Genomic DNA, 23,322 nt, shown 5'->3' with positions numbered 1-23,322 from the left:
AATCGTTATCGGCCACGACAGCGATTCCCGCTGACGGTTTCCGTTTCCACGATAGCGTTGACGGGAAATATGTCGCCAATGGGAGGGGACCATGACTGACTTTACGAGTGAGCCGCACCACGACGGCTCGGCCCTGTACGTCTCGACGGAAAATCCGGTGCTGGGTGAGAGCGTGCGGCTTCGGCTGCGCGTGCCCCGCACCTTTGGCGGCGTCGAATGGGTGCGGGTGCGCTCCAACCCCGACCGCGAGCCCAGCTGGTCGGAGGCGACCGTGCTCAGTGAGACCGCCGATGAGACCTGGTGGCAGGCGGATATTGTGGTCGCCAACCCCGAGCACGGCTACCGCTTTGTGGTGCGCCGGGCCGAGGGCGGCAACGTGTGGGTGAACGCCGCGGGCGTGCACACGGTCGAGACGCTCGACAGCGAAGACTTTGTCCTGGTGGCCCACGAGCCCGCGCCCGACTGGGTGCGCGAGACCGTGCTATACCAGGTGTTTCCCGACCGTTTCGCCCGCTCCGCAGAGGCGGAGGACCGGGAGCTGCCCGGCTGGGCCGTGCCGGCCTCCTGGGACGACCCGGTGATCGGGAGCGGCCCGGACGTTTCCCAACAGTTTTACGGGGGCGACCTCGACGGCATCCGCGAGCACCTGGACCACCTGGTGTGGCTGGGCGTGACCACGCTCTACCTCACACCGTTTTTTCCGGCCGGGTCTAACCACCGCTACGACGCGTCGAGCTTTGACCGGGTGGACCCGCTGCTGGGCGGCGACGAGGCGCTCATCCGCCTGGTTGCGGCCGCGCATGAGGCCGGTCTGCGCGTGGTGGGCGATCTGACGACCAATCACTCGGGCGATAGCCACGAGTGGTTTCGGGCCGCGCTGCACCACCCCGAGGCCCCCGAGAGCGACTTCTACTACTGGCTCGACGAGGAGAACAGCGACTATGTGGGGTGGCTGGGGCATCAGACGCTGCCCAAGTTCAACTGGAACTCGGCCGAGCTGCGCCGCCGCTTCATCGAGGGCCCCGATTCGGTCGTGGGGAAGTGGTTGCAGGCCCCCTACTCGCTTGACGGTTGGCGCATCGACGTGGCCAATATGACGGGCCGCTACCGCGACGAGGACCTCAACCGTGAGGTGCGCCGCACCATCCGCCGCACCATGACCGAGGTGAACCCCGACACGATCCTGCTGGGGGAATCCACCAACGACGCGGCCCCCGACTTTCGCGGTGACGCCTGGCACGGGGCCATGACGTATGCCAACTTCACCCGCCCGGTGTGGGAGTGGTTGGGCACGCCCGGCGCACCCGCCGGTGGCGGGCTGGGGATGACGGACGCCCACGTGACCGGATACTCCAGTGAGCAGTTCTACGCCGCGCACCGTCGCTTTGTTGCGGGCTTCCCGTGGCGCGTGCGTCTGGGTACCCTCAATGCCCTCGACACGCACGACACCCCCCGCTTCCTCTCGGTGGCGCGGCCGGACACCGTGCCCGTGGCGCTGGGTCTCTCGATGACGTTGCCGGGTGTTCCCGTGGTCTGGGCCGGTGCCGAGTGCGGTCTGGGGGGTGTGAACGGTGAGGATTCTCGCCGCCCGATTCCGTGGGCGGTGGACACCGCTGGTGCAGCCGCTGGTGTAGCCGCTGGGAGCGGCGGTGGCTCCGTTACAGCCGGTACGCACCTCTCGGCCCGTCCCGACACGGCGCGGGCCGAGGCCGCCTCGATGGTTCCCGGGGCGCAGGCCACCGTATCCGGTGAGGGTGCCGCTGCCCAGAGCGAACCCGTTGCCGACGTTCCTGCCGATACCGGCCCCCTCAACGAGTATGGTGTGCCTTTTCCGCAGCGCGGCTCTTTTGCGTTTGGCGACTCGCGGTATCCGTTCGACCGGACGGACACCGCCGAACTCGATGTGCCGGTGGATCAGGATAACCCTCCGGCCGACCCCGTCTCCGTCGCCCCGGGGGCGCTGCCGGTGATGAACCTCTACCGCAACCTGATCGCGCTGCGGCGCTCCTCACCCGCTCTCAACTCGGGTGGGATGCGCTGGCTATCGGTGACCGACGAGGCCGTGATCTTTGTTCGCGAGAGCGCCGCGGAGTGCATCCTGGTGTGCGCCGCCCGGGCCTTTTCGGTCGTCACCATCGCGGATGCCTGCCTGCCCACCGAGGTTGGTGAGGTCGAGCGCATCTACGGGGATGCTGAGTTGGCGTTCCGTGGTGACGCCAACACCATGACGTTTGTGGCCGACCGCCCCTCGTTTACGGTGTGGCGGCTCGACGGCATCAGCGTCTAGTGGATGGGAAACAATTCTCACATTGGTGTCGTCAGGATTGGCATTCACCCCGTGCGGGATGATATTCTCTAACGGTTGCCTTACGGCGGGTTGATATCAACCCGCTGAGGCTTCGCCCCGATAGCTCAGTGGTAGAGCACTTCCATGGTAAGGAAGGGGTCCCGAGTTCAAACCTCGGTCGGGGCTCTGGCTGTGATATATATTCCGCTGGTTGAGCGGTTTTTCAACCACAGTCGTGGCTGGGTAGCTCAGTTGGTGAGAGCGCACGACTCATAATCGTGAGGTCGCGGGTTCGAATCCCGCTCCAGCTACAACCACTACTGGTCTCGGGAACCCCCGGGGCCAGTTTTTGTTTGCCCGCTGCCGCTGCCGCTGCCGCTGCCCGCCTGCCCGCTGCCCGCGCCGCGCACCCAGGGTGACTTTTCCTCACAGATCGACGTTTATTTCGTCGTTTTTTGCACAAAACTCCCCCGGGGTGGTGCTGGGGTCGGACAGTCGCCGGATCATGGTCCCTGCGAGGGCCGGCGGCGGCGCATCCGTAAACCCCAGGGACTCGTAGAGGGCCCGTGCGCCGTTGCCCGCCTCCACGCTGAGGCTCACCGCGGGGAGCCCCCGATTCCGGGCAGAGGCGAGTGCCCGGACCATCAGCGCCCGCCCGATGCCCTCCCGCTGGTGCCCCGGCCGCACGCAGACGCTCAGTTCCGGGACGCCCTCAGCCACCCAGCCGTACCCGGGGTCGTGAGCGGGGAGGAGCAGCAGCCAGACGGCCCCTACCCACGCACCCCGCCGGGTGGCCACCAGGCCGAAGTCGCCCCGGGCCGGGTTGAGGCGGGTGTAGTGGGCGAGGGCGGGGTCAGCGAGAATGTCCGCCGCGGTGAAGCGCGGGCCGTTCCAGGTGAGGTTGAGGAGGGTTGCCGAGAGCAGGATGGCGTGGTCACCGGTCGTGAGCGGGCGAAACGTGGGTGGGTTTGAGCTCATTGCTCCAGGGTAGCGAGCCTACGCTCGGGGGCTCATGGCACAATAAACCATGCCCACTTCGCCCGTACTTCAGCAAATTCGTGACGCACTTGTTGGCCTCCCCGGCCTGAGCGAGGCACATATCAGGGATGGCGTGGTCGAGTTCACCGCCCGCGTGGACAACACCACCGTGCGGCTCGAAATTGACCCGGAGTTTGAGGGTCGCTCGGATGTTGACGAACTCGTGGACACCGTGCGGGGGCTGCTCGGCCAGACCGGTCGGTGGTGGGCCGAGCTGCTGCGTGAGGCGGGGCGCGACCTGGCGCACATCGGCGCTCGCCGACCCTCCGCCCGGCTGATTGCGGAGGTGGTTCGTGACCTGCGCATCCACGACATAACGGTTTTTCCGGGCGGGGCGGTGGTGGCACTTGACTCGCCGGAGTTCTTCCCCGACGAGTACCCCCAGGTGCAGTTGGATGAGGATCTGGAGATCGACGAGGTGACGGTGAGCGACGAGTAGGGTGCCAAAGCGCTCGTCACCCGAAAGCGGGTAGGGGCTGTTCAACCGCGTCGGTCCCGCATCACGGCCAGCCCTCCACTGAAGCGCTCCCCGAGCATGCGAGTCTGCAGGCCGCGTGACCTGGCCTGAAGGTGCAACAGACCCCGATACTCATCAGGTTCAGTGGTAACCAAACTGCTGGTCAGGTCATCCCCTGCGGGTTGAGGAAGCCGAAGCCCGCTTGAATCCCACAATTGCGAGGCAACTCGTAGCTGCGAGGAAGATCACCTGGATGGCGGTCCGTGGTGCAAGGGTTTGCGACCAAGGTAGGTCTGCTTCCGTGAGCGCAAGGTTTATGTTTGCTGGGAACATCGCGATGAGCAGTGCTGTGAGCCCAAGTCCTGCCCACGGGGCGACTCTGCGGGAGAACATCGCCATCGCTGCGAGGATTTCGAGAATGCCTGTGGTGAAGACGATGAGGTCGGGAGCGGGTAACCAATTCGGAACCATCTCGATCATCTCAGCGGTCATACCGATGAAGTGGCTTGTGCCGGTGACGAAGAACGTCGCTGCGATACTGGCACGGAGCGACAACAAGATCTTCGAACGACTATTGGTTCCTCGCAGCGAGGTAACCAATAGTGCCCCAAGGAAAACGGCGACGAGAATGACGAGGGGGGCCATGATGCTCCTAATGTTAGGTGTTAGATAGTGACTATATCCAACTGAGGATAGTATTACTATCTAGTGAGAGGGAAAGGCAGGAACTCGTTTGCGAATCTCAGAATTGGCAGCGGCCAGTGGTGCGCCGATCACGACGTTAAAGTTCTATCTACGCGAGGGGATGCTGCAACGAGGGCGTTCGACTAGTCCGACCCGCGCCGAGTACGGCCCGGAACATTTTGACCGTGTGAAGCTCATTAATGCACTCATAAACGTGAGGGGTCTCCCGATCGCAAAAGTCCGCAAGATTCTTTCGATCATTGATGCCCCACAGGGTGACCCCGTGGAAGCGATGGGGAGCGCCATCGGAGCCCTGCCCCCATACGACGTTGCCCACGAGAGTGCAGACTATCCTCATGCGGAAGCGGCCATAAAAAGTCTTGGCTTCACTTTCGACCCGAACTTTCCGGCTACGCGCCATCTTGAAGCGGCACTTGAAGGACTTGATCACGCTGGACTTGAATGGAACAAAAATATCCTCAGCCGATATCGCGACGCTTTGATTCCCTTGGCTGAGGCAGAACTTGTTCCAATGAAAGGTATGGACACGCAGGAAGCTGTTACATACGCTGTGCTCGGCACAGCACTTTACGAACCGGTTATCCTTGCAATCCGTCGCTTGGCCCACCGCCAACTCGTTGAAACCCACGTTCCTAAAATTGATCCAGAGACTCCCGACGTGCGTGGCTGAAGTGTGAGAGGTGGCAAACAGATCTGAAGCGTCATTCAGATACCGAGCTAATCGTTCCTCCATCCGATATTCCTTCACATTCCAGCGATCACAGAACGGTTTTGATGCCTAAAATTTCGAGTTCACAATGCGTACCCGTTTCGTAGGGGCTGCTGAAGGTTTGACTGACGTTTGTGCCGACTTGGCAGGGTGTCGTCTAGGTGTGCTTCATTATCGATGTATTCGACCGTGCGATTGTCGGATGGCGGTGTGCGTCAAATAGGAAGACCGAGACCGTGCCAGGCGTGATCGAAATGGCTCGCTGGTCACGAGGTAAGAAGCTCCCTGAGCTTCGATGTCATTGCGGTGCGGGGTCTCGATTCACGTCGATACGTTACGGAGAACGCCTCGCCGAGATCGGGGCAACGCTTTTGATCGGGATGGTTGGTGATAGCTACGATAATGCCCTGGCCGAGTCCGTGAATGGGTATTACACGGCTGAGCTCGGGTGGGTGCACTGGCACAATACCGGGTGCCTGCACAGCTACCTCGGTGACGTGCCGTCTGCAGAGTTCGAAGCGGTATTCTCTGCTGGGATCACCAGCGCCAAAGAACTGGTCGACATCAGATGAGCTGAGTCTCTCAGAAACCCAGAGCGCTTCACTCGCTGTTTGCCGCAAAGATCGTTTGATCTGGTTTTAAGATCCTCGGTCACTCCCTTACTCGGTAACCTCCACTAACTCTCCCGCCGCGCTCAGTGCCAGTCGTCTGTCAATCCCCAGCCGCCCCAAAAATGCGTCATCGTGGCTCACCACGATCAGCCCGCCGCGGTAGCTGCCGAGCGCCGCGACCAGCTGGTCAACGCTGCCGAGGTCCAGGTTGTTGGTCGGCTCGTCGAGCACCAACAGCTGTGGTGGCGGGTCGGCCAGGAGCACGCAGGCGAGCGCGACGCGGAAGCGTTCGCCGCCCGAGAGCGTGTGCACGGGCCGTTCAACCGCGTCGCCGCGGATCAGGAACCGCGCGAGCCGGTTGCGCAGTTCCCCGGGGGTGACCGTGGGGGCGGCGTCCTGTACGCTGTCGAGCACGCTCGCCAGCGGGTTGAGGGTGTCGAGCCGCTGGGTGAGGTACCCGACCCGTTCGGTGTGGGCCACCGCGGATGCCCGTCCCCGCCGGGCCGTCACCGGCTGTACCAGCGTGTCGAGCAGGGTTGATTTTCCCACACCATTGGGCCCGGTGATCGCGATCCGTTCGCGCCCTTGAACAATAAAACTCCTGTTCAATCCACGTAATTCGGCGAGGTGGCGGCCGGAGGGGATGTGGGGGTCTGGCAGGTCGATGTGAATCTGCTCGTCGGCGCGGAGACGAGCGGCGGCCGTGTTGACGCCCGCCCGAGCATCCTGCACCCGGTGGGTGGAGTTCGCGCGGAGCTTGCCGGAGGAGACCTGCGCCGCGGATGCGCGTCGGCCCATCACGATCCGGGGTTCGCTCCGGCTCTCCTGAACGGCCCGGCCCGTGCGGGCGCGCCGAGCCAGCATGGTTTCGGTTTTGATCTGCTGGCGTTTCTCCCGGGTGAGAGCCTGCTCGGCGGTGCGAACCGATTGGCGGGCGGCCTCCTGTTCCCGGGCGAGGTGCTCTCGGTAGGCGCTGTATGGTCCGCCGTAGACGGTCAGTTGTCCGTCGTGCAGCTCGGCTGTGCTGTCCATCAGCTCAAGTAGCGCGGTGTCGTGGCTGACCGTCACGAGTGTGCCCCGCCAGGACCGCACCATGTCGGCCAGGCGCTCGCGGGCATCCCGGTCCAGGTTGTTGGTGGGTTCGTCGAGGAGCGAGATGGGGGATGCGCGCAGCCGTAACCCCGCAATCGCCAGCAGAACCGTCTCGCCGCCGGAGAGCCGCCCCACCGTGCGGTCGAGGTCGCCCGCACCGAGGCCGACTGAGCGCAGGGCGGCCCCGGCGCGCGTCTCAATATCCCACTCCTCGCCGAGCGTATCGACGTGCGTGACGGAGGTATCGCCCGATTCAATCGCGCGGAGGGCGTCGATCTTGTGCCGCACCCCGAGGAGATCTGCTGCGGTGGTGTCGCGGTCCAGGGTGAGGGTCTGCGGGAGATATCCAACCTCGCCCGAGAGCGTGATTGAGCCGGAGGTGGGGGCACGTTCGCCCGCGATGAGGCGCAACAGCGTGGACTTGCCGGAGCCGTTGTGACCGATGAGTCCGGTGCGACCGAGGCCGAAGACGGCGGTGATGTTGCGGAGGGCGACGGATCCGTCGGGTCGGGTGAGGCCGAGGGTGTTCAGAATGATTGATGATGACTGCGGCGTAGACATGAGGCTCCTGGGATGTCAGCGGATGCGCTGACCTCGGAGCCGTGAGACGGCGAATCGACGAGTGTCAGCGCGGGGAAACTGGCGCGAAACCGTAGAGAGTTGTCACCGGAGTGATCCTTTGTTCGGAAACAGGACGCATCCAGTGTGCCAGGTGATGAGGGGTGGCTGCAAGAGTGGGATACCGCCCCACTGCTTGACGCAAAAAATTAACTAGGATAATCTGTTCAATTGAGGGTTTTAGGGAACCCGAGGGGCTGTATTTTTTGCGCCCCAACTTTATCGAGGGGGCTTCTGTGCGAGCAGATAATATTGTCGTGCGCCAAATTTTTCTGGCTGCAACCGCTTTTATCGTCATGATTGTGGGGATCGTGGTGCCGGGGCATGCTGCGAGGGCGGCGAGTTCTGTGACGGTTAATACCGTGGCAGAGCTTCAGAGTGCGGTCTCGGGGGCGGTAGAGGACACCACCATCACGCTGGGGAACTCGTTTCCACAGACGCTACCCGGAGCGGTGACGCTGAACCTCGCGGCCCCGGTCGCGGTTCGGATTGACGGGTCGGGGATGACCCTCTACCCGGCGGCGACGGGTCGGCACCTCACAGTTACCACCTCCGGTTCGAGTTCGCTCCGGCTAGAGAATCTCACGTTTGCGTTGCCCGCGGGCAGCACCGCCACGAACGGCGGCGTGTACGTCACCCAGCAGGGAACCTCCACGGTTGCGCTCAGCGACCTCGACTTTGTGGGGCTCAAGACCACGGCGCTCGGCTTCGGGGGGAGCGGTACCGGAAAGCTGTCGCTGACCCGGTCCTCTTTTGTGGGGAATTCGGCCTCCTCGGCCGCCGCGCTTCTGTATGGCCGGGGCTCGGCTGTCGCGGCGACGACGATGAGCGGCCTGACCTTTGAGGCCAACCGGGGCCTGTCCGGGGCTGGCTACTCGGGTGGTGCTATGCGTGTGGATGCGGGGGCCCAGGGCTCTCTTCTGATCGAAGACAGCCTGTTTCTCAACAACACGTTTGTTGACGGCGGCTCCCAGCCGCGCGGTGGCGCCATCGCGCTGCACAACGCGAGTGTGCAGCTCACCCTGAACCGCGACTATTTTCGCGGTAACAGCACCGCCTCAAGCTCAAAGCCGGGGAGTGCGGATGGCGGTGCGGTCTCCGTTTTCAACTCCACGCCGGGGTCGAACGGTTCCCTTCGGGTGAGCGATAGCGTTTTTGAGGCCAATCAGGCCCAGGATGACGGGGCCGCCATTTTTTTGGAGGGGCGGGCAGCCACCCAGGCGGAGAAGTTTCCCACGCAACTGGTCGTTGAGAACTCAACGTTCAGCAAAAATGTGTCGGGCGATGCCGGCGGGTTTGACACGGGCGGTGTGATCCAGGCCTCGCTGCGGGTGGAAGCCTCCGTGACGAACAACACCTTTCTGACGAACACAAAGGCCGGGGGTCGCGGTGGAATCGACCTGGGGGCCCACTCGGCCACCGAGGCAACCTACGGTGCCCAATCTCCGAAGGGTACCGTTGTCAACAACATCTTTACCGCCGCGAAATCCGTTGATGTGGGTACGTGGGGCTGTGGCACAAATGTGGGGTGCGCGGCGGATACCGTAACGGTCACCACCGCTCAGGAGCCGCAGCTTCTTCTCGACGTCTTTGGCACCGCCAACCCCGCGCTGGATTCCAACCGGACCACCCGATCCGCGGGCGACCCCCGGCCAGGTAAAACAACGGAGATCTTGGGTACGGTTGCGATTGCTCCGCCGCTGAGCGCAACCTCCTACACGGCCTACCAGTTTGCCGCCGTGGGTTCCACCCCCACCGCGGATGAGCGGGGCATTGCCCACCGTACCGCCCCGGCCCTGCCGGACGCCGGAAGCCTCGCAATGGACTATGTGCGTTTCGACGCGCAGACCAACGGCGGCTCGTGGAGCGGTCTGACCTCGCTCTTTCCGCACCTGGGCGGCCGCTACCTCGGTGATCCGGAGGCGAGCCAGGGATGGTACGAGGTGCGTGACCCGGGAACAGCGGTTCCCCTCCCCACGGTAGACCCGACCGCCCCCGGCGGAACTGAGTTTGTGGGCTGGTTCACCGCCCCCACCGGCGGTACCGCGGTGACCGCGGCTCCGGCCGCCCAGGGTCAGACGCTGTACGCGCAGTTTGTGCCGTTTCCCACCTTCACGGTGACGTTCGATTCGGCCGGGGGCAGCGCGGTCGCGGCTGTGGCCGACCTTGCGAGCGGCGACCTGGTGGCTGAGCCGACCGCTCCGATCCGTGACGGGTTCACCTTCGACGGGTGGGTGCGTGCCGGGGAGGCCTATGATTTCTCCACCCCGGTGACGTCGAACATCACACTCGTTGCCGCGTGGACCCCGGTGCCGCCGCTGACCACCATCGAACTATCGGTGGAGGATGTCGTCCAGGTTTATGGCCAGGTGAAGGCGATTCACCTGAGCGTATCGGGGGTCTCCAGCGGGTGGATCAACGTCACCCTGGGGGAGAGGAGCCTGGGGGGCGTTCCCGTCGTTGACGGGGCGGCCGTGATTCAGCCGGATGGTACTTCGCCTCTCGCCGTGGGTTCCTACGCGATTTACGCGAGCTATTTTAGCTCCGAAACGCCGCTCCGCACCGCGAGCGTGGTCGGTGCGGAGGGCACCTTTACGGTGAACCCCGCAGAGACCCAGACCACCCTGTCCGTCGAGCAGACGAAGGGCGGTGGCACGGTCAGCCTTCAGGGCTCCGTGACCGCAGAGTACGACACGGTGCCAACGGGGTCCGTGCGCGTCCGTGTTGCGGGGCGGGAGGCTTCGCTGCTGCTTCCGCTTGATGAGCACGGCCACTACGGCGGTGAAATGGCCCTGCCGGAGGGGTATGCCGGTACACGTCTTGTGCTCTCATCTGAGTACGTCAACGATGCCGACCACCTCGCCTCGACGGCGCGGGCGGAACTGGCCGTTCCTGTGCGCGGGGGCGCGGGCGGGGGTACGGGTACGGTGCTCGCGACTACCGGGGCGAGCGATCCGGCCGGGTATGCGATTCTGCTGGTATCTCTGGGGTCGCTGCTGCTGGTGGTGACTGCCGCCACTCGCCGACGGATGCGGCGATAGTCCGGAAGAACTACGGAGCCGCTGCCGGGGGTTCCGGGGTGGGATCATCGGTGGCGCGACGGGTGTGCTCGAGGGCCTCGATCAGGAGGTCGAGGCCCCAGGCAAACTCGTCGCGATACGAGTATCCCGGTTGCATCACGACCGTGCTGGCGAGTTCCGCCAGGTGGGGGTAGGTGTCGGCGGGCATCCTGTTGACAATCATTTCTGTGGCCTGCTGGATGTCGCTGAGCGCGTCAAACGGGAGGTTCACGTTCTGTAGTGCAAAGCCGTAGATGTAGCTGTCGAGGGCGGAGAAGGCGTGGGCGGCGAGCCGCACCGAGAACCCGTTGGTGCGCAGGATGCCGAGCACCGTGTTGTGGTGGGTGAGCGTTGCCGCCCCGGGGGTTGCCCGAGACTCCATGAGCGGTGCGGCCCAGGGGTGGCGTTCGAGGGCTTCGAGCGTGGAGAGGGCGCGGGTGCGCATCGCCGCCTGCCAATTGTCGCTGGGTGATGGGAGGTCTATTTCGGCAAAGATGACGTCGATCATCCCGTCGAGCAGGTCCTCCTTGTGCGTCACGTGGTTGTAGAGGGACATGGCCTCGACTCCCAGTTCTTCGCCCACTTTGCGCATCGAGAGTCCGGTGAGGCCGCGAGTGTCGGCGACCGCGATACTGGCCGCCACGATTGCGGCCCGGCTGAGTGTGGGGCTGGGCCGCGGCGCGCCGGTTTTTCGTTTTTTGGGGGGATTTGGAGTCGCATTCACGTTGACAAGCTTACAGCGTAAGGATAAGTTACTGACACTGTAAGTCAATCGAATGGATGAGAACAATGAGTCAGGCAGTGAGCGGACAGCCGGGAGCGCCCGTGGCGGGCAGGGGACAGGCCGGGCGGATGCGGGCCGTGGTCCAGAGCGAGTATGGCGAGGCCGAGCGCGTCCTGAGCTTGGCTACCATCGACCGCCCCGAGCCCGGTCCCGACGAGGTTCTCGTGCGTGTGGCCGCGGCGGGGGTTGACCGCGGGGCCTGGCATCTCATGGCCGGGCTGCCCTACCCCGTCCGTCTCGCCGGCTACGGGATGCGCGCACCCAAGACTCCCGTGCGCGGCCGGGAGCTTGCCGGGACGGTCGAATCCGTCGGTGCGCGGGTGACCACGCTGCGTCCCGGGGAGGAGGTCTGCGGCATCGCCGAGGGCGCGTTCGCTGAATACGCCGTAGCTCGCGCCGAGCTACTGGTGCCCCGGCCGACCGGGCTCACGGCGTGTGAGGCGGCAGCCATCCCCCTATCTGGGCTGACCGCGCTTCAAGCCGTCCGCGACCACGGGCGCGTTACCGCGGGCCAGCGGGTGCTCGTAATCGGTGCCTCCGGGGGAGTGGGCAGTTTTGCCGCCCAGGTCGCCACGGCCGCCGGGGCCGAGGTCACGGGCGCGTGTCGTACCGCCAAGGTCGAGGCGGTGCGCGGCCTCGGTATCCACCGTGTGATCGACTACACGCTCGGCCCCCTGGCGGAGGCTGGCTCCGCCTACGACGTCGTGATCGATACCGGCGGTCATCGGCCCCTGAGCGAACTACGCCGAATGCTCGCCCCGCGTGGCACCCTCGTGATTGTGGGATCCGAGACGGGCGGGAAAGTGCTGGGCGGCACGGAGAGGCAGTTGTGGGCCACCGTGATCGCGCCGTTCACGGGTCACCGGATGGGCTCGTTTATCTCGTCTGAGAACGGTGCCGATCTGCGCGAATTGACGGCGCTGATCGAGGCGGGTCGGGTGCGGCCGCTGGTAGACCGGGTGTACCCGCTGGCGGGTGTACCTGCGGCGATCACGAGGATGGTGGCGGGGTTAGCCACGGGGAAGATCGTGATTGACGTGACGGCGTAGGGGGGTCGATTCCGGTGCCACCGGCGCGGTACCAGGGTCCCATTTTCTGCCCGCGGGTTGGCACCGCGGGGCCTCGTGGTGCCAACCACTTTGGTGCCAGCATTGCACACATGAAATCAACAACACTTAAAGCTATTTCTCTCGTCTCGCTGGCCGCCGCCGGGGCGACCATGCTTGCCTCGTGCGCGGCCATTACTGAGGGGTTAGCCGACGCCCACGCGGTCACCTACCGGGTTGCTCTGGAGGGGCCGTCCACGGCGGCGCTCGAGAACTTTGAATACTGGGGCAAGCCGCAGCGTTCCGCGCCGGCCGAAACGGTGAAGAGCTCGTTGCAGGGTGCCGGGGATCCGCAGAATGCTGCGGTTGGTGGCGTGTGGTCAGTCGAAACCATCGTGAACGCCAAGGAGACGGCCCGGCTGAGTGCCACACCCCCGAAAGGAACGGTGGCGACCTGCCTCATCGTCGTGGACGGAGGGACGGAAATTGCCCGGGAGACGGGTGCGCCCGGCGCGGCCGTCACCTGTCAGGCGGTCACCCCCGCGTTCTCTCGGAAGTAGCGGGCTGCGCGCCGCCCTACGGCAGCACCGGCCCCACCGAGAGCAGCAGGCACAGCGCCAAAATGATCACGAGTGAGAAGCGGAACATCCGGCGCGCCCAGGCCTCGGTGCCCGCGGGCGGCGTGCGCAGGCCGACGACTGCGATCCACAGCCAGTACAGGCAGAGCGCACCCATCACCGCGGTGTAGGTGTAGCCCACGTAGCCACAAGCGGGCAGCAGCAGGGTCGAGACGGCAAAAGCGATGGTGTAGACGAAAATCTGCACGACCGTGTTGCGGATTCCGCGGGTCACCGAGATGACCGGGATGCCTGCACTCTTGTACTCGTCGTGCCGGTAGATTGCGATGGAGTAGAACTCGGGCATCTGCCAGAAGAAGATCATGGCAAACACGAGTACCGCGGCGATGTCGAGTGAGCCGGTCACTCCCACGTACCCGGCGAGGATGGGGGCGGCCCCGGAGACGGAGCCGACAAGGGTGCCGTGGATGGACATGCGCTTGGAGAGCATCCCGTAGAGGACCACGTAGACGACAAATCCGCTTAGGCCTACGACGACGACGAGCCAGTTGGTCCAGGCCACGAGGATGGCCATACCAAGCACGCCGAGCACGGCCGAGAAGATGGTGGCATTGCGTGCGCCGATGCCGCCCGTGACGGTGGCGCGCTTCTGGGTGCGCTCCATGATGGTGTCGATGTCGCGGTCGAGCACGTTGTTGAGTACACACGCCGAGGCGATCACCAGAGTGGTGCCCACGATGAGGGCCACGAAGAGCCAGAGGGAGACCTGCCCGCGGGCCGCCAGCAGGAACCCGGCGGCGGCGGTGAGTACATTGCCGTAGAGCACGCCGGGCTTGGTCAGTGAGTAGTATCGCGTGAAGATGTGGCCGAAGGATTCCCCGCTCGCGCGTGCGGCCAGGGCCGCGTCAGTTCCGTCTCCGCTGGTGGATACGTACTGTCTGCGCGTGGTCATGCAAAAGCTCCATTCGGTGGGCGGGCCAGAGAACAGTTTAGCCGCGACTCGTCCCGGCGTTGAACGGGCGTGAAGGTTGCCATTTTCCTTAAATTGTCTTTAAGACAATTAATCTCTAGTGTTGGTGTACGGGGGCACACGATCGGAGACACGATGGACGTCCTCACCCACATTCTCACCGCCACGGCGTTCACCTGGGGATCGCAGGGTATCACCGTGGCCGAATTGCTCGGCTTTCTCACGGGTGCCCTCTGCGTGTGGGGCGTTACCCGCCAGTACACCTGGAACTGGCCGGTGGGCCTCGCCAACAATGTTGTGTTCTTCGGGCTCTTCTTCTCCGCTGGCCTCTACGCCGACGCCGCCCTTCAGGTGGTTTTCGCCCTGCTCGCGGTCTACGGCTGGATCGTCTGGTCGCGGGGTGGGCGTGACGCACCGGGCGGGGCCGCGAATGCCGCTCTCCCCCTCCGCCGGGCCAGCCGCCGCGATGTTGTGGTCGTTCTAACCCTGGGTGTCGTGGCGCTCGGCGTGGTGGGTGAGGTGCTCACCCGCCTCACCGACTCAACCGTGCCGTGGCCCGACGCGGCGGTGCTCGTGGGTTCGCTGCTCGCCACCTGGGGGCAGGCGAAGAAAATTCTGGAGCAGTGGTGGGTGTGGATCGCGGTAGATCTCGTCTCAATCCCCCTCTACCTCTACAAGGGTCTGTGGCTCACCGCCGTGCTGTATGTGGGCTTCCTTGCGCTGTGCGTTTACGGCTACCGCCGCTGGTGCCGGATACTGGGGGAGCAGGATGGCACCGCCAGCATCCCCGCCACCCAGCCCGTACCCGAAACGCAGGAGGTCGCGCGATGACCGCACAGCCGTACAGCCGCGGACTTGCGATTGGCAAGTTCTACCCGCCACACAACGGTCACCTGGCGTTGATCGAGCGCGGTGCGGCCGAAAGCGGCCGACTCGCGGTGCTCGTCATGGCCAGCCAGTTTGAGTCGATCCCGGTGGGCGTGCGGGTGGACTGGCTGCGCGGGGCAACCGCCCACCTCGGCAACGTGGACGTGCTGGGTATCGTCTCGGATGCCCCGGTGGACTACCGCAGCGACATTGCCTGGGTGGCCAACCACGCCTCCATGGTCGCCGCGCTCGACCGGGTGGGCATCACCCGGGTGGATGCCGTGTTCAGCTCGGAAGCCTACGGTACCGAGCTGGCCGCCCGTTTCGACGCGACCCCCATTAGCTACGACGAGTCGCGCGTCCAGGTCCCGATCAGCGGCACCGCGGTGCGGCGCGACCTGCCCGGCACCTGGCCGCTGCTGCCGGAGGCGACCCGGTTGGGCCTTGCCACCCGCGTGATCGTGGTCGGGGCGGAATCCACCGGAAGTACCACGCTCAGCGAAGCGCTCCTCGCGCACTACCGCCGTCGACCCGGGCTCGCGGGGATGACCGCGGTGGAGGAGTACGGGAGGTGCTTCACCTACGAACTGCACGCGCAGGCCGCGGCGGAGGCCCGCGCATCCGGCCACCCCGTCCCCGGCATAAACAACCTGGTCTGGCAGACCGAGCACTTTGGCCGCATCGCCACCGTGCAGAACGAGTGGGAGGACGCCGCCGCCCTCGCCAGCCCCCTCGTGATCGCCGACACGGATGCGCTGGCCACCACGCTCTGGGAGCGCCGCTACGTGGGCGAGCACAGCCGGGCCGCCACCGCCGTGATTGATGAGTATCTGCCCCGGCGCGACGTGTACCTGCTGACCGACCACGAGGGTGTGCCCTTCGAGCAGGACGGGTGGCGGGACGGCGAGCAGATCCGCCCCGCCATGACCCGCTGGTTCATCGAGGAGCTGACCCGTCGGGAGCTGCCCTGGGTGCTGCTGCGCGGCGATCACGATACCCGGCTGCGCTACTCGATTGACCTGATCGACGCGCTGTGGGCGAAGAATATCCGCTTTGACTCGCCGCCGTGGGCCTCGGTGACCGAGCTGGGTGGGGTCTCCAGATGACCGATCAGCCACTCCTCTCTATTGATGTGGTGCCCGTGCGCTTCACCGAGGAGCGGGGGATGCAGCTGGGGTTGGGTGTGCGCCTCTTCGAGCCGTTCCGCGGCGAGCTGGCCCTGCCGGGCGTGCTGCTGGTGGGGGAGGAGCGGCTGGCCGAGGCCGCGTATCGGGCGCTCGCCGCGAAGGTGGGTCTGGGCTTGGGGGAGGTGCGGGCGCTCGTGCAGGTGACCGCGCGCGATAACCCCGAACGGGATCCGCGCGGGCCAACCGTGTCGGTCTCCTACCTGGCCGTGGTGGCACCGGATGCCGTCGCCCCCCGAGCCGTGTGGCGCGACTGGGTGGGCGGCGATCCGCTGCCGTTTGACCATGATCGCATCGTGGCGGCCGCGGCTGACCGGCTGCGGGTGAGCGTGTGGCAGGCTACCCCCGAGGCCCGGCTGCTCACCCGGGCGCTTACCGGCGAGACGTTCTCCACGCGGCGGGCAGCCCGGCTCACCGAGGCCGTCACGGGGGTGCGCCCCGAGCCGGGCAACTTCAACCGGATGCTGCGCACCGCCCCGGACCTCGCCCGCTGCGCCGGGGTGGAGGCGGCCGGGCGTGGTCGTCCGGCGGCGCTGTGGGCCTGGGGTCAGCGTCGTTAGTGCTGGTGGGAGCGCCGCGCTGTTCGTCCCCGCGCACTGAGCAGTGCAGCGCCCACCGTGAGGGCGGTGAGTGCGCCACCGACGAGGGGCCAACCGGTTGGGGACCCCGTCGCGGCGAGCTCGGTGTGGATGCCTGTGGCCCGGGGTTGTGCGGGTGGTGGTGGCGTCTCGGTCTCGGCGCTGAGGACCGCGGTGGAAGAGTCGGAGTTCACCTCCTGGCTGTCCGAGGACGTGCCGACCGCGGTAGCGGTATTCGAAATGCCGCCCCGAGCGATATCAGCGTCGGTGATTCGGTAGCTCGCGGTGCAGGTGACGCGGGCTGCCGGTGCGAGATTTTGTGCTTCTGCCGGGCACGTGACCGCGGAGAGCCTGCCGGAACCCGTGAATGTGGTCTCGACGATACCCACGTCGGCAAGCGCCACCTCCCCGGTGTTGGTGACGGTGAAGTTGTACGTGACCGTCTCGCCGGACGCTTTCACGGTCGGCTTGTCCACGGTTTTCTGCAGAGAGATGGTGGGCGTGAGATTTGCCGCCGCTACGGTGACGGCGATAGCGGCTGATGAGGTGGTGCCGTTGGGTCCGGTGATGGTGTAGCTGGCACGCGCAATTCCGGCGAAGCCAGCAGCGGGCGTGAACGTGACCGTGTCCGCGGTCGGACTGATCGCCCAGGTTCCCTCTGCCGGGTTGCCGACGACCTCGGTGACGCTCACATAACTGGCGACATCGAGCGCGCTCTGTGCGAGTTCGAGCGTGTCGTTGGCGAGTACCTCGATGGTTGCGGGAACGCCGTGACCGGTTGATCCGGCATCGTCAACGGCGGTTGGAACGGGCCGATCAATGGCAAACTCCCACCAGAAGGTTCCGGATGTGCCGCGGGCAGCATTGGGGGTATCCCAGGGCATCCCCACCGTCAGGGTGAACTGTGTGGTCTGTGCACCGGGGGCAACGATCTGCTCATTCCACCCCTCAACCCACTCGAAGATGTAGGGGGCAATCGTTCCCGCGTCATCGCTGCCCACGTACCGAAGGTTGATGGGGTAGGAGAGATCGTTGGTGATCGTCGTGTACTGCGAGTAGCACCTCGACGGAACAATTCCACTGATTGCTAAACCGGGGCCCGTTCCCGGCTCGATGCCGAGCGTCGAGGCGCTTAACGGCCAGGTTGACTGGTCGTTCACGCAGCGGTTGTATTGCTCCGGGGTCCAGTGGTCGTAGTCCGCGGAGTCTCCGGTGCCCCAGTCGAGGTCGCCCGGTACGGCCGCAGCGGGCCCGGCTAGGGTAAGGCTGGTGAGCAGTGGAAAGCAGGCGAGGAGCAGGAGGAGTACGCTCCTGCGCCGCGGGGAGTGCCGCAGCTGCCCGGCCTGGGTGTGATGGCGCATAGTGGTAAAGACCCTCCCATAAGTTACGAGGGCCATGCATCTCCGGCACGGGTGGTAGCCCACCGTGATACAGCGCGATGGAGAGACCATCGGCCGAGAAACCGAACCCGTTGAGGCCCCTCCCCAACGGACTAACAATGACGACCCTAACTCGTCACGCCAAGTGTAACAGGTGTCGTTTATTGAGGGGGTTTACACGGATTTTTATCTTCAGGAGTGAACGTCCACCGTGTTCTTGCCCTCGTGAATATTCTTTCGTGTGGGGTATCCCCACAGGGGTCAAAGCCAACTCGCATCACTGACAATCAGGTTTAACTCAACGCTATTGCAGCCGTCTGGACCATCGAGGTACGCGCGGACAGCACGACGCATCGGAGTATGACGCCAGAGGGAATGTCTGGGCGGTAGAGCCTGAGCATCGTGAGGACACGAATATCGACGACGTCGCAACCAATGATGCGCGTCAGAATCCGTTCGAGGCAGAGAGCCAAGAAAGGGTCACCTGCACTTGCTATGTGATGCACGGACATTCTGTCGCATACAACCACTGAGGTATGGTTTGACTCAGATCAATATCTGGCTTAAGCTTGCATCCAAGTTTATACCCCTATAGATCTATGTTTTACTGCGAAAAGCTGAGATAGTTTTCCGACACAAAAATTGTCGATGTAGTAGCTGAGTTACTCGATTTGTTCTACTGAGAGAGGAGGTGCTGTTCATGGGAAAAGATATCAAGCGTCGCAATCTGAGAATCTGGATTATTTCTGGCACGAGTTTCCTGCTTTTGACTGGTCTCGTGTTCTTACCAATTCCGGTCACCGTCACGACTAGCAGTTCCTGTGAGGTGGAGAGTTCATCTAATTGCGATATCAGTAGGGAAATTCAATGGATCCCACTGTACAAGTTCTTCTTATCAGATTGACTCCCTAATGATCAAAGGAGATCAGTATGAAAATTATTAATTCCCTCGCTCCGATAGTGCTCATTACAGTTCTCGCGATGCCTGTATCCGCGGTAAACGCGGATACAGAAGAAGTTATCGGCGTAGAGGATCTGGATGAGGTGCAGTCGGAGCCAGGTATAGTGCAGACTCTCGTTCTTCCGGATGGGCGAGATTTCGCCCTCCCGGAGCCGGGAATGGAGGTGCGTTATGAAGCGCTTACCGCTGAGGGCTCACCCGAACTGGATGATGTCCTCCTCGTCGCAAATGAGGAAGGCGAGATTGGTGCTCAAATTGGAGAAGCTGGTTTGGCCTGGGTTTAGTTCCGTACTTTCAACAAGGATAGGAACACCATGGCAAACAAATATGAACCAGAATTCCGTGAACGCGCGCTGCGTATGCTCACCGAAGCGCTCCCCGAGCATACGAGCCTCAACGCAGCCAGCAACCAGGTCGGCAAGCTCCTCGGTGTCTCACCAGACACGCTGCGTATCTGGCATCGTCAAACGCTGATCGATACTGGCCAAAAACCCGGCGTGACCACTGATATGAACGAGGAGAACCGGCGACTGCGCCGCGAAGTCGCTGAACTCAAGAAAGCAAACGAAGTCTTGCGAGCTGCGAGCATATTTTTCGCCAAGGAACTCGACCCGCCACGAACGAAATGATCCAATTCATCGATACCTATCGTGATCGTTTCGGGGTTGAGTTCCTGTGCTGTGTGCTGGGCTCGGCAATTCGTGGGTTTCTGACGTCCCGAGGATATCGGGCAGCGAAACACAGACTCCCGTCGGTCAGGAAACTACGCGACGAGATTCTCGTCACCGAGATCCGTCAACTCCACAAACAGCACTACAGCGTCTACGGGCGCCGCAAGATGCACGCCCTCCTCACCAGAGCAGGGTGGGTCATCGGACGCGACCAAACCGAGCGTCTGATGAAAATCGCCGGAGTGCGTGGGGTACGTCGTTCGAAGAGAGCCTTCACAACAACGAGTGACGTCAGGGATCAGCTGCCGGGTGATCTCGTCGAACGCCAGTTCGTGGCCGACGGGCCAATGAAGTTGTTGGTGTGTGACATCACTTACGTTGCTACGTGGGCTGGGTTCGCATACACCGCGTTCATTATTGATGTCTTTGATCGTAAGATCGTTGGCTGGAACGTTGCCTCAACACTGAAAGCTGAGATACTGCCGCTGCAGGCGCTTGAGATGGCGGCCTGGCAATCAGGTGGAACGCTCGACGGGGCCGTGCATCACAGCGACCACGGATCGAACTACATGTCGATGGTCTACTCCAACCGCGTCAGAGAACTGGGGGCGATTCCTTCAACGGGGACCGTAGGTGACAGCTACGATAATGCCCTGGCCGAGTCAGTGAACGCGCTCTACAAAGCAGAACTCATCCGCATGCGTGGCCCCTGGAAAACAGTTGAGGAAGTCGAACTCGCCACCCTGGAGTATGTGTGGTGGTGGAACAATGAGCGCCTCCACGGCGAGCTAGGCAGGCGAACCCCGGTCGAGGTTGAGACGGCGTACTATGCTGAGGCGCAGTCACTCGTGACAACCGTCGAGTGATGAACAAAATAGTCGGAACTAAACCCAGGCCAAACCAATCTACCAGCTGGGGCCCGGAACCGGAATGAACCTTGGCGAACTCTACGTGGCTCTTTACGCCTGTGCGGAGGATCGGGTGGCCTTCTTCGTGATGACCACCCGGACGGGTAAGCGGATGGGCATCGACACGGGGTGGCGTCCGGTAGAGCTACGCGGAGAGAGATACGACTACGCCGTCTCGCGGTTCAGTTTCTACTAGGTGTCACACCGGCCTTTCTCTTCTCTGAGCGTTCGCGGTCCTCAGAGACCCCGTGTCACGCACCACCGCTGTGTAGATGCTACAGTCTCGTCATTGCCCGGGAAGGAGCAACCGTGAGGGTCAAATTGATTGGTGAGATCCGCACTGCACCTTCAGGCAGATTCCTGGTCTCATGCATCCACTATTGGTACCGAGGTGATCGAGCAGGCTGCACGCGACTTAGGAATTCGGCTTGAAAATGAAGCTGATCCAGCTCAGAATAGCGCGGGGCAAACGGCGGAACGTAGAAGTACGCAGCTAGTAATGGCCTAAGCTCCGATGGAACCGCTCACGCCCGCTGAGAAAAGAAATCTCAAAGTTTTTCGGTGGGTGATCACGTACTCACCTGTCGTGGCTCAGGGTGTAGGCGCAGTCCTGATCGCGGTGCCTTCGTTGCCATTTACTCCTCATGGTTGGTGGGATCTCCTTGCCTTTATTGTGGGTGCTGGCTGCGTGCTTGGTGGGTTGATTGCGGTTGTTCGGCAGCAGCAACAGCAAGAACGGCTTCAGTCTCAAGTCCTCCGGTTGAAGGATGAAGTTGAGGCTCTGTGGTCGCCTGGTCATGAGCGTGTAGTTTTCCTTTTGCGACAGTTTCTCCTCAGCCTGGGTATCGACGACTCGGATCAGTGGGCTTCTCTATTCGTGAAATGCGAAGACGGGCAGTTTCGGCTTATCGGACGGTACTCTCCCAATGCCGTCCTGAACGAGCCGGGTCGAAGCGTGTATCTGTCAGACCAGGGGGGCCGTCGCTGAGGCGTGGAAAAAGGTCGCCTTCCATGTTGATAATTTGCCCACAACGCGTGGTCGATGGGAGCAGACAATCAAGCGAATGTTCACTATGGAAGCTGAGCAGGTCTCGGCGTTGCGAATGCAGAGTCGCAGCTACGCGTGCCTCCAGATTAAGAGACGCGTTGGCGCAGCGCCCCAACCCGTCGGGGTTCTCCTCGTTGAGAGTGTTCGTCCCCGAGGGATCACCCCCACGCACCTTGACCAGATTGAGGGTCATGTGAATCTGCGGCTCATGTCCACGGAATGCGAAGGTTTTTTGCGCTGGGAGTCACTCTGCCACGCCGACTAAACCTGGGTAGCCCGGCAGAGAGCGCTGTTGAGAAGTCGTCCCTACCGCATCCCGCATCCAGCTAAGCCTGCCATGATCTCTCTATGCACGCTGCCGGACTGTTTGACCCTGCCGCGATCATCCAGGGCAGCGGCGGGTGGGGCCTCCTGGTGGTCTGCGGAATTATTTTTGTGGAGACCGGCCTGCTGATCGGTTTTTTGCTGCCAGGGGATACGCTCCTCTTCTTCACGGGGGTGCTCACCTTTGCCGGGGTGATTGACGTGCCGCTGCTCGTGGTTGTGGTGGCGGCCTGCCTGGCGGCGGTTGCCGGTGACCAGCTGGGCTACATCATCGGGCACCGGCTGGGGCCGAGCGTTTTTGAGCGTAAACAGGCGGGCCTGATCAGCCAGGCCACACTCGAACGCACCAACGGCTTCTTCGAGCGCTACGGCGCGGCTACCGTGATGATCGCCCGCTTTGTGGCGGTCGTGCGCACCGTTGCGCCCGTGGCGGCGGGGGCCTCCCGGATGCACTACGCGCGATTCCTGTCCTACAACGTTATGGGCGGCGTGCTCTGGTGTGTGCTGCTCATCCTGGCCGGGTTCTTCCTGGGGCAGATTCCGGGCGTGGCCGACTTCGTCTCGCAGTACATCGATCTGGTGCTGATGGGTATTGTGGGCATCTCGGTGCTGCTGATCGTGATCAGCGCGATTCGGGCGCGGCGACAGGCGCGGGGGTAGCCGCCGTCGGCATCCGCCGTCGCACGGCCTGGGCTACGCCCGCCGCGATGACGATCACGACGAGTATTCCGGCCCCACCGCGGATGCCCATCCGCAGGATCGCAAACCGCCAGCCCAGCACATCCACGGCGGGCAGCACGATCACAGCGCCCAGTAGCAGGGCCGCGACGAGCCCGGCCCAGAACGCGGGCTGTAGCCAGCCGGGGGTGGGTGGCAGCGTTGCCACGGGCGTGGCCCGGCGCAGCGCGCGGGCCGCCCACCCGGCGAGGACGATCAGCCCCAGGAGCGAGGAGGCGTACTGGGCCCACAGGTAGCCGGGCATCCCGGCCCAGTCGCGGCCGAGGGCGGGGAGCAGTGCAACCCCCCAACGGCCGCCGTGGGTGAACTCGTCCCAGAGCACGTGGCTGGCCACGCCCAGGAGGAGACCCGCAACCAGCAGAAGCCCGCCGACGGCCCCGCGCCCTGCGGTGAGCGAGCGCCAGCCATCGCGGGCGGTTCCGGCCCAGTCGGCGGGGAGGCGACGGGCCAGCGGCGTGGGCAGGAGCACCCACGCCACCGGCCGTAGCAGCACCCGCCAGACCAGGGTCAGCAGCGCCGCGAGGGGCAGCGCTGCGAGCAGCAGGCCCGGGAACTCGTGGGTGGTTTCGTAGGACACGCCCAGGTCAAAAAAGATTGGCAGGTCGGGGGCCATCGCCCCGATCGCCACGGCAGCCACCGGAATTCCGGTGCGCTGAAACGGGATCGCGACGATGGCGTGGCTGGGCGTAAACGGCATATCGCCTACCGTA

General features: G+C 63.8%; 21 protein-coding genes, 2 tRNA genes and 1 pseudogene. 17 read left to right on the top strand and 7 right to left on the bottom strand.

The annotated features are described in order from the left end of the window. The first annotated feature begins 91 nt into the window (after window positions 1–91). The 3 genes from FB466_RS04430 to FB466_RS04420 all read left to right on the top strand — a co-directional run bounded on the left by FB466_RS04430 (window position 92) and on the right by FB466_RS04420 (window position 2,598). Window positions 92–2,287 (top strand): glycoside hydrolase family 13 protein, encoded by a 2,196-nt coding sequence (locus tag FB466_RS04430; RefSeq protein ID WP_246054517.1) that lies wholly within the window; start codon window positions 92–94, stop codon window positions 2,285–2,287. 114 nt (window positions 2,288–2,401) lie between these two features. Then, window positions 2,402–2,473, top strand: a tRNA-Thr gene (locus FB466_RS04425). Between the two features lie 51 nt (window positions 2,474–2,524). Beyond that, a tRNA-Met gene (locus tag FB466_RS04420) sits at window positions 2,525–2,598 on the top strand. A gap of 115 nt (window positions 2,599–2,713) precedes the next feature. On the opposite strand, the gene FB466_RS04415 is transcribed toward FB466_RS04420, so the two are convergent. After that, complete coding sequence (locus FB466_RS04415; RefSeq protein ID WP_141916169.1) at window positions 2,714–3,265, bottom strand: GNAT family N-acetyltransferase; 552 nt, start codon at window positions 3,263–3,265, stop codon at window positions 2,714–2,716. Window positions 3,266–3,314: 49 nt separating this feature from the next. On the opposite strand from FB466_RS04415, the gene FB466_RS04410 reads away from it, so the two are divergent. After that, window positions 3,315–3,764, top strand: a complete 450-nt coding sequence (locus FB466_RS04410; protein WP_141916167.1) for a hypothetical protein — start codon at window positions 3,315–3,317, stop codon at window positions 3,762–3,764. A gap of 186 nt (window positions 3,765–3,950) precedes the next feature. Here the strand turns inward: FB466_RS04410 and FB466_RS04405 are convergent, their stop codons facing one another. Continuing rightward, entirely contained in the window at window positions 3,951–4,427 is a 477-nt protein-coding gene (locus FB466_RS04405) for a DoxX family protein (RefSeq protein WP_141916166.1), read from the bottom strand. Window positions 4,428–4,515: 88 nt separating this feature from the next. Between FB466_RS04405 and FB466_RS04400 the strand changes: the two genes are divergently transcribed. Both FB466_RS04400 and FB466_RS04395 read left to right on the top strand, forming a co-directional pair. Continuing rightward, window positions 4,516–5,157, top strand: coding sequence for a MerR family transcriptional regulator (locus tag FB466_RS04400; RefSeq protein ID WP_141916164.1), 642 nt, complete (start codon window positions 4,516–4,518; stop codon window positions 5,155–5,157). 164 nt (window positions 5,158–5,321) lie between these two features. Beyond that, a pseudogene (locus FB466_RS04395) lies at window positions 5,322–5,768 on the top strand (DDE-type integrase/transposase/recombinase); the annotation flags it as partial. A gap of 87 nt (window positions 5,769–5,855) precedes the next feature. Here FB466_RS04395 and FB466_RS04390 read toward each other — a convergent pair. After that, window positions 5,856–7,460 carry an ABC-F family ATP-binding cassette domain-containing protein gene (locus tag FB466_RS04390; RefSeq protein ID WP_141916163.1) on the bottom strand — a complete coding sequence of 535 codons (1,605 nt, stop codon included), beginning with the start codon at window positions 7,458–7,460 and terminating at the stop codon, window positions 5,856–5,858. 314 nt (window positions 7,461–7,774) lie between these two features. On the opposite strand from FB466_RS04390, the gene FB466_RS04385 reads away from it, so the two are divergent. Further along, complete coding sequence (locus FB466_RS04385; RefSeq protein ID WP_141916161.1) at window positions 7,775–10,558, top strand: InlB B-repeat-containing protein; 2,784 nt, start codon at window positions 7,775–7,777, stop codon at window positions 10,556–10,558. A gap of 10 nt (window positions 10,559–10,568) precedes the next feature. Here the strand turns inward: FB466_RS04385 and FB466_RS04380 are convergent, their stop codons facing one another. Then, window positions 10,569–11,300 (bottom strand): TetR/AcrR family transcriptional regulator C-terminal domain-containing protein, encoded by a 732-nt coding sequence (locus tag FB466_RS04380; RefSeq protein WP_141916159.1) that lies wholly within the window; start codon window positions 11,298–11,300, stop codon window positions 10,569–10,571. A 65-nt stretch (window positions 11,301–11,365) separates the two neighbouring features. Here FB466_RS04380 and FB466_RS04375 point away from each other — a divergent pair, with 65 nt between their 5' ends. Continuing rightward, on the top strand, window positions 11,366–12,409 hold the full coding sequence (locus FB466_RS04375; protein ID WP_246054516.1) for an NAD(P)-dependent alcohol dehydrogenase: 1,044 nt from the start codon (window positions 11,366–11,368) through the stop codon (window positions 12,407–12,409). Between the two features lie 110 nt (window positions 12,410–12,519). Further along, entirely contained in the window at window positions 12,520–12,966 is a 447-nt protein-coding gene (locus FB466_RS04370) for a hypothetical protein (protein ID WP_141916157.1), read from the top strand. A gap of 16 nt (window positions 12,967–12,982) precedes the next feature. On the opposite strand, the gene cyoE is transcribed toward FB466_RS04370, so the two are convergent. Further along, a complete protein-coding gene (cyoE, locus tag FB466_RS04365) occupies window positions 12,983–13,936 on the bottom strand; it encodes a heme o synthase (protein ID WP_141916156.1) in 954 nt (317 codons plus the stop codon). A 153-nt stretch (window positions 13,937–14,089) separates the two neighbouring features. On the opposite strand from cyoE, the gene pnuC reads away from it, so the two are divergent. From pnuC to FB466_RS04350, 3 genes are read left to right on the top strand one after another with little or no spacing between them, the layout of a single operon-like run. Continuing rightward, window positions 14,090–14,785 (top strand): nicotinamide riboside transporter PnuC, encoded by a 696-nt coding sequence (gene pnuC / locus FB466_RS04360; RefSeq protein WP_141916154.1) that lies wholly within the window; start codon window positions 14,090–14,092, stop codon window positions 14,783–14,785. Beyond that, window positions 14,782–15,927: an AAA family ATPase gene (locus FB466_RS04355; RefSeq protein ID WP_141916153.1), complete on the top strand. Its 1,146-nt coding sequence runs from the start codon at window positions 14,782–14,784 to the stop codon at window positions 15,925–15,927. Before pnuC ends, FB466_RS04355 begins: the two co-directional genes overlap by 4 nt. Continuing rightward, a complete protein-coding gene (locus FB466_RS04350; RefSeq protein ID WP_141916151.1) occupies window positions 15,924–16,565 on the top strand; it encodes an NUDIX hydrolase in 642 nt (213 codons plus the stop codon). Before FB466_RS04355 ends, FB466_RS04350 begins: the two co-directional genes overlap by 4 nt. Here FB466_RS04350 and FB466_RS04345 read toward each other — a convergent pair. Then, entirely contained in the window at window positions 16,562–17,944 is a 1,383-nt protein-coding gene (locus FB466_RS04345) for a DUF7507 domain-containing protein (RefSeq protein ID WP_170206022.1), read from the bottom strand. The genes FB466_RS04350 and FB466_RS04345 overlap by 4 nt on opposite strands. A gap of 948 nt (window positions 17,945–18,892) precedes the next feature. Here FB466_RS04345 and FB466_RS04340 point away from each other — a divergent pair. The 5 genes from FB466_RS04340 to FB466_RS04325 all read left to right on the top strand — a co-directional run bounded on the left by FB466_RS04340 (window position 18,893) and on the right by FB466_RS04325 (window position 22,534). Next, window positions 18,893–19,207 (top strand): hypothetical protein, encoded by a 315-nt coding sequence (locus tag FB466_RS04340; RefSeq protein WP_141916148.1) that lies wholly within the window; start codon window positions 18,893–18,895, stop codon window positions 19,205–19,207. Between the two features lie 30 nt (window positions 19,208–19,237). Continuing rightward, window positions 19,238–20,460, top strand: a protein-coding gene (locus tag FB466_RS04335) for an IS3 family transposase (RefSeq protein ID WP_141916055.1) whose coding sequence is annotated in 2 segments (ribosomal slippage) — window positions 19,238–19,523 and window positions 19,523–20,460 — 1,224 coding nt in all. Because the reading frame shifts where the segments join, the coding sequence is not laid out codon by codon here. Window positions 20,461–20,524: 64 nt separating this feature from the next. Then, the gene (locus tag FB466_RS13430) at window positions 20,525–20,698 is read left to right on the top strand and encodes a hypothetical protein (RefSeq protein WP_170206021.1); all 174 of its coding nucleotides are present in this window, start codon (window positions 20,525–20,527) and stop codon (window positions 20,696–20,698) included. Between the two features lie 868 nt (window positions 20,699–21,566). Further along, complete coding sequence (locus FB466_RS04330; protein WP_141916147.1) at window positions 21,567–21,815, top strand: hypothetical protein; 249 nt, start codon at window positions 21,567–21,569, stop codon at window positions 21,813–21,815. 83 nt (window positions 21,816–21,898) lie between these two features. After that, window positions 21,899–22,534 (top strand): DedA family protein, encoded by a 636-nt coding sequence (locus FB466_RS04325; RefSeq protein WP_141916145.1) that lies wholly within the window; start codon window positions 21,899–21,901, stop codon window positions 22,532–22,534. Here the strand turns inward: FB466_RS04325 and FB466_RS04320 are convergent. Beyond that, window positions 22,497–23,309: a DUF4184 family protein gene (locus FB466_RS04320; RefSeq protein WP_141916144.1), complete on the bottom strand. Its 813-nt coding sequence runs from the start codon at window positions 23,307–23,309 to the stop codon at window positions 22,497–22,499. The two genes, FB466_RS04325 and FB466_RS04320, sit on opposite strands and share 38 nt — an antisense overlap. Between the last annotated feature and the right edge of the window lie 13 nt (window positions 23,310–23,322).

This window comes from Klugiella xanthotipulae (assembly GCF_006716695.1).
GTDB lineage: Bacteria > Actinomycetota > Actinomycetes > Actinomycetales > Microbacteriaceae > Klugiella > Klugiella xanthotipulae.
This window is presented reverse-complemented; position numbering and strand designations above follow the sequence as displayed.

Bases quoted from the DNA above. Each gene is read 5' to 3' on its own strand.
- FB466_RS04430 (WP_246054517.1), top strand. From the start codon at position 92: ATGACTGACTTTACGAGTGAGCCGCACCACGACGGCTCGGCCCTGTAC.
- FB466_RS04415 (WP_141916169.1), bottom strand. From the start codon at position 3,265: ATGAGCTCAAACCCACCCACGTTTCGCCCGCTCACGACCGGTGACCAC.
- FB466_RS04410 (WP_141916167.1), top strand. From the start codon at position 3,315: ATGCCCACTTCGCCCGTACTTCAGCAAATTCGTGACGCACTTGTTGGC.
- FB466_RS04405 (WP_141916166.1), bottom strand. From the start codon at position 4,427: ATGGCCCCCCTCGTCATTCTCGTCGCCGTTTTCCTTGGGGCACTATTG.
- FB466_RS04390 (WP_141916163.1), bottom strand. From the start codon at position 7,460: ATGTCTACGCCGCAGTCATCATCAATCATTCTGAACACCCTCGGCCTC.
- FB466_RS04375 (WP_246054516.1), top strand. From the start codon at position 11,366: ATGAGTCAGGCAGTGAGCGGACAGCCGGGAGCGCCCGTGGCGGGCAGG.
- FB466_RS04370 (WP_141916157.1), top strand. From the start codon at position 12,520: ATGAAATCAACAACACTTAAAGCTATTTCTCTCGTCTCGCTGGCCGCC.
- cyoE (WP_141916156.1), bottom strand. From the start codon at position 13,936: ATGACCACGCGCAGACAGTACGTATCCACCAGCGGAGACGGAACTGAC.
- pnuC (WP_141916154.1), top strand. From the start codon at position 14,090: ATGGACGTCCTCACCCACATTCTCACCGCCACGGCGTTCACCTGGGGA.
- FB466_RS04355 (WP_141916153.1), top strand. From the start codon at position 14,782: ATGACCGCACAGCCGTACAGCCGCGGACTTGCGATTGGCAAGTTCTAC.
- FB466_RS04350 (WP_141916151.1), top strand. From the start codon at position 15,924: ATGACCGATCAGCCACTCCTCTCTATTGATGTGGTGCCCGTGCGCTTC.
- FB466_RS04345 (WP_170206022.1), bottom strand. From the start codon at position 17,944: ATGCGCCATCACACCCAGGCCGGGCAGCTGCGGCACTCCCCGCGGCGC.
- FB466_RS04340 (WP_141916148.1), top strand. From the start codon at position 18,893: ATGAAAATTATTAATTCCCTCGCTCCGATAGTGCTCATTACAGTTCTC.
- FB466_RS13430 (WP_170206021.1), top strand. From the start codon at position 20,525: ATGAACCTTGGCGAACTCTACGTGGCTCTTTACGCCTGTGCGGAGGAT.
- FB466_RS04330 (WP_141916147.1), top strand. From the start codon at position 21,567: ATGTTCACTATGGAAGCTGAGCAGGTCTCGGCGTTGCGAATGCAGAGT.
- FB466_RS04325 (WP_141916145.1), top strand. From the start codon at position 21,899: ATGCACGCTGCCGGACTGTTTGACCCTGCCGCGATCATCCAGGGCAGC.
- FB466_RS04320 (WP_141916144.1), bottom strand. From the start codon at position 23,309: ATGCCGTTTACGCCCAGCCACGCCATCGTCGCGATCCCGTTTCAGCGC.